Consider the following 8,772-nt stretch of genomic DNA (forward strand, 5'->3'; position numbering starts at 1 on the left):
GAATGGGGATGGGCTGCGGGAGGGCGCCTACGGGGGTGGGCGCTCTCCCGCATTTTTTTGTGCTCAGTGCGCGTCCGCCCAGCTCTTCCCCGCGCCCACGTCCACCTTGAGCGGCACCTTCAGCTCGGCGACGGAGGCCATGCTCTTCACGGCCAGGGCCTTCACGGCCTCCACCTCCGCGTCCGGCGCCTCGAAGAGCAGTTCGTCGTGCACCTGGAGGAGCACGCGCGTCTTCAGCTTCTGCTCCCGGAGCGCGACGTCCACGGCCAGCATGGCCTTCTTCATCAGGTCCGCGGCGGTGCCCTGGATGGGCATGTTGATGGCGGCGCGCTCGGCGGCCTGGGCCACCGCCCGGTTCTTGGAGAGCAGGTCCCCCATCAGGCGGCGGCGGCCGTAGAGCGTCTCCACGTAGCCCACCTTGCGCGCCTTCTCCACGGTGTCCTCCAGGTACTGGCGGATGCCGGCGTACCGGATGAAGTACCGCTCGATGACGTCGCGCGCGTTCTCCTGGGAGATGCCCAGGCGCGTGGACAGGCCGTGCGCGGACAGGCCGTACGCGATGCCGAAGTTCACCATCTTCGCCACGCGGCGCTGCTCGCGGTCCACGTCCTTGGGGTCCACGCCAAAGACTTCCGCCGCCGTGCGGCTGTGGATGTCCTCGTCGTTGCGGAAGGCATCGATGAGGACCGGGTCCTCCGCGATGTGCGCCAGCAGCCGCAACTCAATCTGCGAGTAGTCCGCGCTCACCAGCTGGTGCCCCGCGTCCGCCACGAAGGCGCGGCGGATTTCACGCCCCAGCTCCGTGCGCACGGGGATGTTCTGCAGGTTCGGGTCGGACGAGGACAACCGGCCGGTGGCGGTGGCCGCCTGGTGGTACGTGGTGTGGATGCGCCCGTCCTTCGCCACCAGCGTGGGCAGCGTGTCCAGGTAGGTGCTCTTGAGCTTGGACAGGCTCCGGTACTCGATGAGCGCGCGCGCGAGCACGCTGTTGTGCTCCTCCGCCAGCTTCTCCAGCACCTCCTGGTCCGTGGACGGGCCCGTCTTGCCGCGCTTGAGGATGGGCAGCTTCTGCTCCTCGTAGAGCACCTGCGCCAGCTGCGGGTTGGAGCCCAGGTTGAAGACGTGGCCCGCGGCCTGGTGGCACTCGGCCTCCTTCGTCTTCACCTCCACGTCCACGCGTTCAGAGGTGCGGCCCAGCTCCGCCACGTCCAGCTTCACGCCCTCGCGCTCCATGCGCGCGAGCACGGGCAGGAGCGGCAGCTCCAGCGTGCGCGCCAGCTCCGAGAGCCCGCCCAGCTCCAGCTCCTTCCACAGCTCCGGCACCATCCTGCGCGCCGCGTCCGCGCGCACCGCGTACGCCGCGGCCACCTCCTCCGGCCCGTGGTCCGCCAGCGGCCGCCCCTTCTTGCCCTCCACCGACGCGGGCAGCGCGGGCAGCTCCGAGCGCAGCCGTTCACGCGCCAGGTCCGCCAACGCGTGCTCCCTGCGCGACGGGTTGAGCAGGTAGCTGAGCAGCTCCACGTCGTCGTGGGCGCCCTCCAGCGGCAGCCCTTCATTGGCCAGCACCAGCGTGAGCGCCTTGAGGTCGTGGCCGCCCTTCTTCACCGCCGCGTCCGCGATCACGTCCTTCATCGCCGCCGTGAAGGCCGCCACCGGCACCTGCGTGGCGCCCAGCTGCTGGTGCCTGAGCGGTACATAGCGCGTGGAGCCGTCCGGCAGCGCCACGCCCAGGCCCACCAGCGGCGCCGCGAAGGGCATGCCCTCGAAGGCGGGCACCAGGGTGAGGGCCCCGGCGGCCTTCGCCGCGTCCGCCAGCGCCTTCAGCTCCGCCTCGGTGGTGACGAGAGTGGTGGTGGTGGCGAGCGGCGCCACGTCCGGCCGGGCCGGGGCCTCCTCCGCGGGCAGGTCGCGCAGGAGCGCGAAGAACTCCAGCTCCGTGAATAAATCCCGCGCGCGCGTGGCGTCCGGAGCGCGGCGGATCAGCTCGTCCAGCTTCACGCCCAGAGGCAGCCCGGTGTTGAAGGTGACGAGCTGCTTGGCGCGCGCCAGGCTCTCGCGGTGGGACTCCAGCGCCGCGCGGATCTTCGGCTTCTTCACCTCCTCCACGCGCGCGAGCAGCGTCTCCACGTCGCCGAACTGGTGGAGCAGCTCCACCGCCGTCTTGTCGCCCACGCCGGGCACCTTCGCGACGTTGTCCACCGCGTCGCCCACCAGGGCCAGGAAGTCGCGCACCTGCTTGGGCAGGATGCCCATCTTCTCCTGCACGTCCGCGATGCCGATGCGCTTGTTCTTCGCGGGGTCGAAGAGGGTGATGTCCTCGTCGACGATCTGCATGAAGTCCTTGTCGCTGGTGACGACCAGTACCTGGTAGCCCTCCGCCTTCGCCTGCAGCGCCAGCGTGCCGATGACGTCGTCCGCCTCCCAGCCCTCCGCGTCCAGCGAAGGCAGGTTCAGCACGTCCCCCACCTTGCGGATGAGCGGGAACTGGGGCGTCAGGTCTTCCGGCGGCGCCTTGCGGTTCGCCTTGTACGTGGGGTCGATCTTCTGACGCTCCACGCGGCCGGACTTGTCGAACGCGAGCGCCACGTGCGTGGGCTTCAGCTCCTGCAGGGCCTTGAGCACCATGCGGGTGAAGCCCAGCACCGCGTTGGTCGGCACCCCCTTGCTCGTCGTGAGTGGGGGGATGGCGTGGTAGGCGCGGAAGATGAAGCCAGAGGCGTCAAAGAGCGCCAGACGGCGCTCGGAGCGCGGGGGGCTGGTGTCGGCCATCCCCCGTCCCTAGCGCGCCTACCGCTGTCTGTCCATGAAGCCCCGCACCGGAGCGCCGCTCAGCGGCACTTCAGCTCGGCCTTCTTCGTGGCCATCTGTTCGGCGATGCCGTCACCCGGCACGGCGTAGTCCTCCACCGCCTGGAAGTCCGAGCAGCTGCCCGCGCTGTTCAACGCGTTCTGCGCCTGCGTGGAGCAGAAGGCCACCACGCGGTTCAGGTTCGTGTTGCCCTTGTAGAAGTCGAAGCCCATCTTCCAGACGCGGCAGCCGCGGCGGCGATCCTCGCGGTCGGCGAAGTGCTTGCCGCGCAGATAGGCGGCGGCCGCCAGGTCCTGGAACATGTTCTTCCGGTAGAAGGACAGGTGCGACTCCGCCAACTCCGCCATGATGCGCTTGTCCGTCGCCAGCGCGTCCTTGAACGGCGCCACCGCGCGCTCGGGGTCCTCGTTGGTGATCGCGCTCTCGCCCGTCTTGAAGAGCTGATCCACGTTGGACACGTCGCGGATGAGGTCGTCCGCCAGCTGGTGGAACTGCGCCTGGTCCTCCTTCGCGCGCAGCTTCTGCAGCGTCGCCATTGCCTCGCTGCCGCGGCCGGTCCAGTAGTCCATCATCGCCGCCTGGACGAGCTTCGGGGCGTAGCGCTTGGCGAACATCGCGCGCACCTCGCTGGCCTGGTCCACGCCCAGCCCGTCCTCCTGGAGGATGTCGGACACCGGGCACGACCACGGCTGGGCGCTGCGGTCCACCCGCAAGCGGGCCACCAGGAACTTCACGAACATGGCGTCCTTGGGGCGCCAGTCGTTCTTGCGCAGGCCACCCTCCAGGCGGAGCGTCTGACCGATGGGCGGCTCCAGGTCCTCCTTGCTCTGCTTCTGGCACCACACTTCCATGTACTGCTGGCAGCGCTGCACCGCAGGGCCCCACTGCGAGTTGTTCAGGTAGCGATTGCAGTCGAACTTCGCGCGCTCCACGAACTGCTCGGCCGTCTCCTTCGCCTTGGAGCGGGCGCGGCGGAAGTACTCGCTCTCCTTCGGAATCTTGCGCAGGTACTCCAGGGCGTCCTTCTCGCGGTTGAGTTCGATGGACTTCTTCGCGGCCTCGAAGTTGTCGAAGGCCTCCTTCTCCAGCTTGATGCGCCGCACGAGGGTGTTCGCCTCGGCGTTGATGGGGTCCATGTCCAGCGCCTGCTCGCACGCCTTTTCGGCGCGGCCCCAGTCGGGAGCCCCCGTCTCATTGGAGGAGTAGGAGCGGCACTCGCTGAGGAACTCCTGCACCTGCTGCGCGGGATCCAGCGGCGCGGCGGGCCCCGTCTTCTGCGTCTTCGGCGGCCCACCGATAGAGGTCTTCACCACCGCCGCCACCGCCAGCAGCGCCACCACGCCGCCCGCGACCACCAGCAGCTTGCGCTTCTTGTCCGCCTCGGGTGCCGCCCTGCCCCCACGACGGGCCGGCGCCGCGCCCGTGCCCGGACGGCGCGCGGGCGTGTCGGAGGCCTCGTAGGTCATCTCCACCACGCCGAACTGGAGGACGTCCCCGGGCTGAAGGTCGACGAACTCCTCGCCCAGCAATTCGCCGTTGAGCAGGGTGCCGTTGGCGCTGCCCAGGTCGCGCGCGAGCACGCCGGAACCCTCGCGCTTCACCTCCGCGTGCTTCCGGCTCACGGAGTCGTCATCCAGGATGACCGCCGCCGGAGGCGCCCGGCCCACCAGCACCGTGCCGTTGATGGGATAGGACTTGCCCGCCCACGGCCCCGTCATGCCCTTGAGCATCGGACCCGAGCTCGCGCCCGCCGCCGCGGCCCCCGCGCCCGTGGAGCGCGCGGGCCGCCTCGCCAGCGCGCCTTCGGGCTTCGCGGCCCCGTTCTGCGTGGCCTTGGCGCGGATGCTGGGCATGGCGCGCGTGCCCTTCACGGGCGCGTCCGCGAGCGTCGCGGGATCACCGGGCGGAGGCGTCGCCGCGCGGCGGCCGCTGGTGCTCCGGGCATTGCCCTTGAGCTTCATCTCGTAGTCGCCCAGCAGCACCTGCGAGGCCGGCGTCAGCGCCGTGGGCCCCTCGATGCGCTCGCCGTCCACGAAGGTGCCGTTCTGGCTGCCTCCGTCCTCGACGTAGACGGTGCCGCCCTCCACGTAGACGCGCGCGTGCTGCCGCGACACGCCGCCTTCCGTGAGGACCAGGTCATTGCCCTGCTGGCGGCCGATCTTCAGCTCGCCCGCGATCTCGTGCTCGTGCTCAGTGCCGTCAGGGTGACGGACGACCAGGGTAGGCATGGGCGCGTCAGTCCTCGCGGAAGATGCTCATGTTCACGGGGATGCCCTTGCGCTGGAGCTCGTCGTAGAACTTCGGGACGAAGCCTGACGCCACGTAGCGTCCGCGCACCTTGTGGTCTTCCGTGAAGCCGTCCTGCTTGTAATAGAAGATGTCCTGCAGGGTCACGATGTCGACCTCCATGCCGGACACCTCGGTGATGAAGCAGATCTTGCGGGAGCCGTCGGAGAAGCGCGTCTGCTGCACGATGAGGTGCACGGCGCTGGCGATCTGCTCGCGGATGGCCTTCACCGGCAGCTCCATGCCGGACATGAGCACCATCGTCTCCAGCCGGGCAATCGCGTCACGCGGCGTGTTCGCGTGCAGCGTGGTGAGCGAACCGTCGTGGCCGGTGTTCATGGCCTGGAGCATGTCCAGCGTCTCACCGGAGCGGCACTCGCCCACCACGATGCGGTCCGGCCGCATGCGCAGGCAGTTCTTCACCAGCTCGCGGATGGTGATGGCGCCCTTGCCTTCCAGGTTGGGCGGGCGGCTCTCCAGCTGCACCCAGTGGTCCTGCGGCAGCTGAAGCTCCGCCGCGTCCTCCACCGTGATGATGCGCTCACCCTCCGGGATGAACGAGCTGATGATGTTCAGCGTCGTCGTCTTCCCGGAGCCCGTGCCGCCGGAGATGACGATGTTGCGCCGGGCCGTCACGCACATCTCCAGGAACTCGGCCATCTGCGCGGTGACGGTCTTGTACTTGATGAGATCCTGGATCTTCAGCGCGTCCTTCTTGAACTTGCGGATGGTGATGCAGGGGCCCTTGAGCGCCAGCGGCGGGATGATGGCGTTCACGCGGCTGCCGTCCTTGAGGCGCGCGTCCACCAGCGGGCTGGATTCGTCGATGCGGCGGCCAATGGGCGCCACGATGCGCTCGATGACACCGAGCACCGCCTGGTTGGAGGAGAACGTCTTCTCCGACAGGGTCAGCTTGCCCTTGCGCTCGATGTAGATCTGGTTGGCGTGGTTCACCATGATCTCGCTGATCTCTTCCGACGCGAGGAACGCCTCCAGGGGCCCCAGGCCCAGCGCCTCGTTGATGACGTCGGTGAGCAGCTCCTCCCGGTCCACGTCCCCGGGAAGCTCCTGGTCCGCCTCCATCTGGTCGATGATGTCCCGGATGGCCTTCTCGGTGCGGCGCCAGAGTTCCTCGTCCCCGAGCCGGTCCATGTCCATGCGGCGCAGGTCCAGGTACTCGATGAGCCGGTCGTGGATCTCCTTCTGGAGCCGCGAGTAGCGCTCCAACCGGGGGTCCACCTTGCGCTTGTTCTTCGCCATGGCCGCGGCCATGGACGCGGGCATGCGGCTGGGAGGCGCGGGGGCGGGCGCCTCCTCCTCCTCGTAGGGCTCCTCCTCCTCGTAGGCCTCTTCCTCCTCGTAGGCCTCGTCGCCCTGCTCCTCGTCGTAGCCCTCGTCAGCGGGCTCGTCGGCCAGCGCCTCGACGTTGAGGATGTAGTCGCCGATGGAGACCTGGTCGGTCGGCTTCAGCACCATGGGACCGGCGATCTTCTTGCCGTTCACGAAGGTGCCGTTCGTGGACTTCATGTCCACGATGATGAAGCGGCCGTCCTTTTCGACGATGCGGGAGTGGGTCTTGGAGACGTTCCCCTTGGCGAGCACGATGTCGTTGCCAGCAATCCGGCCGATCGTGATCTCGTTCTTGGGGTACTCCCGCTGCTCCGAACCGCCGCCCTTCTCCGTCAGCGTGATGAGAAACATGGGCCGGGATGCTACCAAGCCCTCCAACGACCTCAAAGACTCCTGCGACGCTCGCCCGCCTGCTGCCCGGACCGGATCCGACGTGAAGGCGCCGAAAGGCCGTCAGTCGAAGATGTTGAAGTTCACCTCGGAGCGGGCCTGCTTGTAGCGGGTCTTCACGTCCTCGATGATGCTGCGGACCTTGTCCGAGTCCGGGTTCACGATGCGCGGGGTGACGAAGATCACCAGTTCGCGCTTGGTGGTGTCGAACGCGCGGTTCTTGAACAGCTCACCCACGATGGGGATGTGACCAAAGCCCGGCAGCTTCGCGACGGCCTTCTGCTCGTCGTGGCTGAACACGCCGGACAGCACGATGGTCTCACCGTGGCGCACGGTGACGTTCGTCTTGACCTTGCGGGTGCGGAAGCCCGGGATGGCGGACGAACCACCGAAGGACACGGACACGGAGGTGTCGATTTCGGAGGCCTCCGCCTCCACCTCCGTCTGGATGTTGCCGTTGCGGTCCGCGGTGGGGCGGATGTTCAGGATGACGCCGTACTGCTTGTACTCCACCGTGAACTGCGTGTTGGTGATGAGGGGGATGGGCACCTCGCCGCCGGCGAGGAACTCCGCCTTCTCACCGCTGGCGCACACCAGCTTGGGCTGCGCCAGCAGGCGGCCGTAACCGTCGTTGGCCTGGAAGCCGATGCTCAGGTCGGAGCCGCCCGTCGCGCCCATCACGAGGTTGGAGATGGCGTCGCCGGAGGGGATGAGCGCCTTGTTCAGCGTCGCGGTGGCGGTCAGCGTACCGGTGATGTCCGTGGGGTACTTGATGCCGTAGCGGTCGCGGCTGTTGCGGCGGATTTCGACGAACTGGACCTCGGAGAGGATCATCCGCTTGATGCCGACGACGAGCAGGTTCTCCACCTTCTCACCGATGGCCTTGGTGATCAGCTCCGCCTTCTGGAGGTCCTGCTGGCTCTCCACGGAGCCCTCCAGGAAGATGGTCGCGCCCACCACGTTGGCCTGCACGTTCTTCAGGCCCGCCTTCTGGAAGGCCGCGTTCAGGTTCTGGGCGACGAGCTTCTTGGCGTTGGGGGCGATCTTCACGAACGACTTCACGTTCGGGTACAGGCTCACCACCTGCTCGATGCGGTCCGCGTCCTGCGTGGTGTAGGCCTGACCGTCCAGGTAGATGCGGTCACCCACCATGCGCACGGACACGCCTTCAATCTCACCGAGGAGGCGCTTGATTTCGGAGATGACCTCGTTGGGGTCCTGCTTGCGGACCGTCACCAGGTAGCTGATGCGCTGACCGGAGGACTTCCAGACGAGCAGCGTCGTCTTGCCTTCGGCGTTACCGGTGACGAGCAGCTGGCCGGTGCCGAGCGTCTTCACCTCGGCGATGGACGGATCTCCCAGCGCGACGCGGCTGAGGCCGGGAATGGTGAGCACCTTCTGGGTACCCACACCCAGGCTGACGGAGCTGCCCTCCTGGGCCAGGGCGGGGGCACTGGCCACCAGGGTGACGAGGGCGCCGAGCGCCAGGGCTTGCGTGAAGCGAGTGGACATCGTGTGAATCCCCTTCTTGCGTGCGCGCGCCCGGCCTGACGGCGCGCTATCCCAGATGTTGTTGCTGCCACCACATGGCCCAGAAAGTCCCGAGCGCGATGGAGACGCCGTAGGGGATGTGTCGCGCGGGAGCGGGCGAGGTTTCCTCGCGCATCCATTTCATCCGCACCGCCCAGCGACGGGCCACCGCCGCCAGCGTGTCCCAGACGGCCCCCTGCCACAGCAGCGTGACGATGGCCTGCAGCGCGCCCGTAAGCGAGATGAAGGCCGCCGCGGCGAGCACCGTGGGAAAGCCCAGCACGCAGCCCACGCCCGCCATCAGCTTGACGTCACCCCACCCCATGCGCCCGCGCAGCGCACCCGGCACCAGCAGCAGCGCGAGTCCCGCGCCCGCCAGAAGCCCGCTCACCCACCCCGACTCCAGCC

At 68.2% G+C, this 8,772-nt stretch carries 5 protein-coding genes; all 5 read right to left on the minus strand.

What is annotated here, in order from left to right; all coding sequences use genetic code 11:
* Positions 1 to 63: 63 nt before the first annotated feature.
* A complete protein-coding gene (polA, locus tag D7Y21_RS38350) occupies positions 64 to 2,769 on the minus strand; it encodes a DNA polymerase I (protein ID WP_121718350.1) in 2,706 nt (901 codons plus the stop codon).
* A 59-nt stretch (positions 2,770 to 2,828) separates the two neighbouring features.
* Positions 2,829 to 5,036, minus strand: coding sequence for an FHA domain-containing protein (locus D7Y21_RS38355; protein WP_120568108.1), 2,208 nt, complete (start codon positions 5,034 to 5,036; stop codon positions 2,829 to 2,831).
* Positions 5,037 to 5,043: 7 nt separating this feature from the next.
* Positions 5,044 to 6,795, minus strand: coding sequence for an ATPase, T2SS/T4P/T4SS family (locus D7Y21_RS38360; protein WP_120568109.1), 1,752 nt, complete (start codon positions 6,793 to 6,795; stop codon positions 5,044 to 5,046).
* Between the two features lie 102 nt (positions 6,796 to 6,897).
* Positions 6,898 to 8,346, minus strand: coding sequence for a type II and III secretion system protein family protein (locus tag D7Y21_RS38365; RefSeq protein ID WP_120568110.1), 1,449 nt, complete (start codon positions 8,344 to 8,346; stop codon positions 6,898 to 6,900).
* A 46-nt stretch (positions 8,347 to 8,392) separates the two neighbouring features.
* A partial coding sequence (locus tag D7Y21_RS38370) for a prepilin peptidase (protein WP_121718351.1) occupies positions 8,393 to 8,772 on the minus strand: 380 nt, incomplete at its 5' end.

Source organism: Corallococcus sp. AB045 (assembly GCF_003668895.1).
In the GTDB taxonomy this organism is placed as follows: domain Bacteria; phylum Myxococcota; class Myxococcia; order Myxococcales; family Myxococcaceae; genus Corallococcus; species Corallococcus coralloides.

What these genes read in the sequence shown, in the direction of transcription:
- D7Y21_RS38355 (WP_120568108.1), bottom strand. Translation starts at nt 5,036, where the DNA reads ATGCCTACCCTGGTCGTCCGTCACCCTGACGGCACTGAGCACGAGCAC.
- D7Y21_RS38360 (WP_120568109.1), bottom strand. Translation starts at nt 6,795, where the DNA reads ATGTTTCTCATCACGCTGACGGAGAAGGGCGGCGGTTCGGAGCAGCGG.
- polA (WP_121718350.1), bottom strand. Translation starts at nt 2,769, where the DNA reads ATGGCCGACACCAGCCCCCCGCGCTCCGAGCGCCGTCTGGCGCTCTTT.
- D7Y21_RS38365 (WP_120568110.1), bottom strand. Translation starts at nt 8,346, where the DNA reads ATGTCCACTCGCTTCACGCAAGCCCTGGCGCTCGGCGCCCTCGTCACC.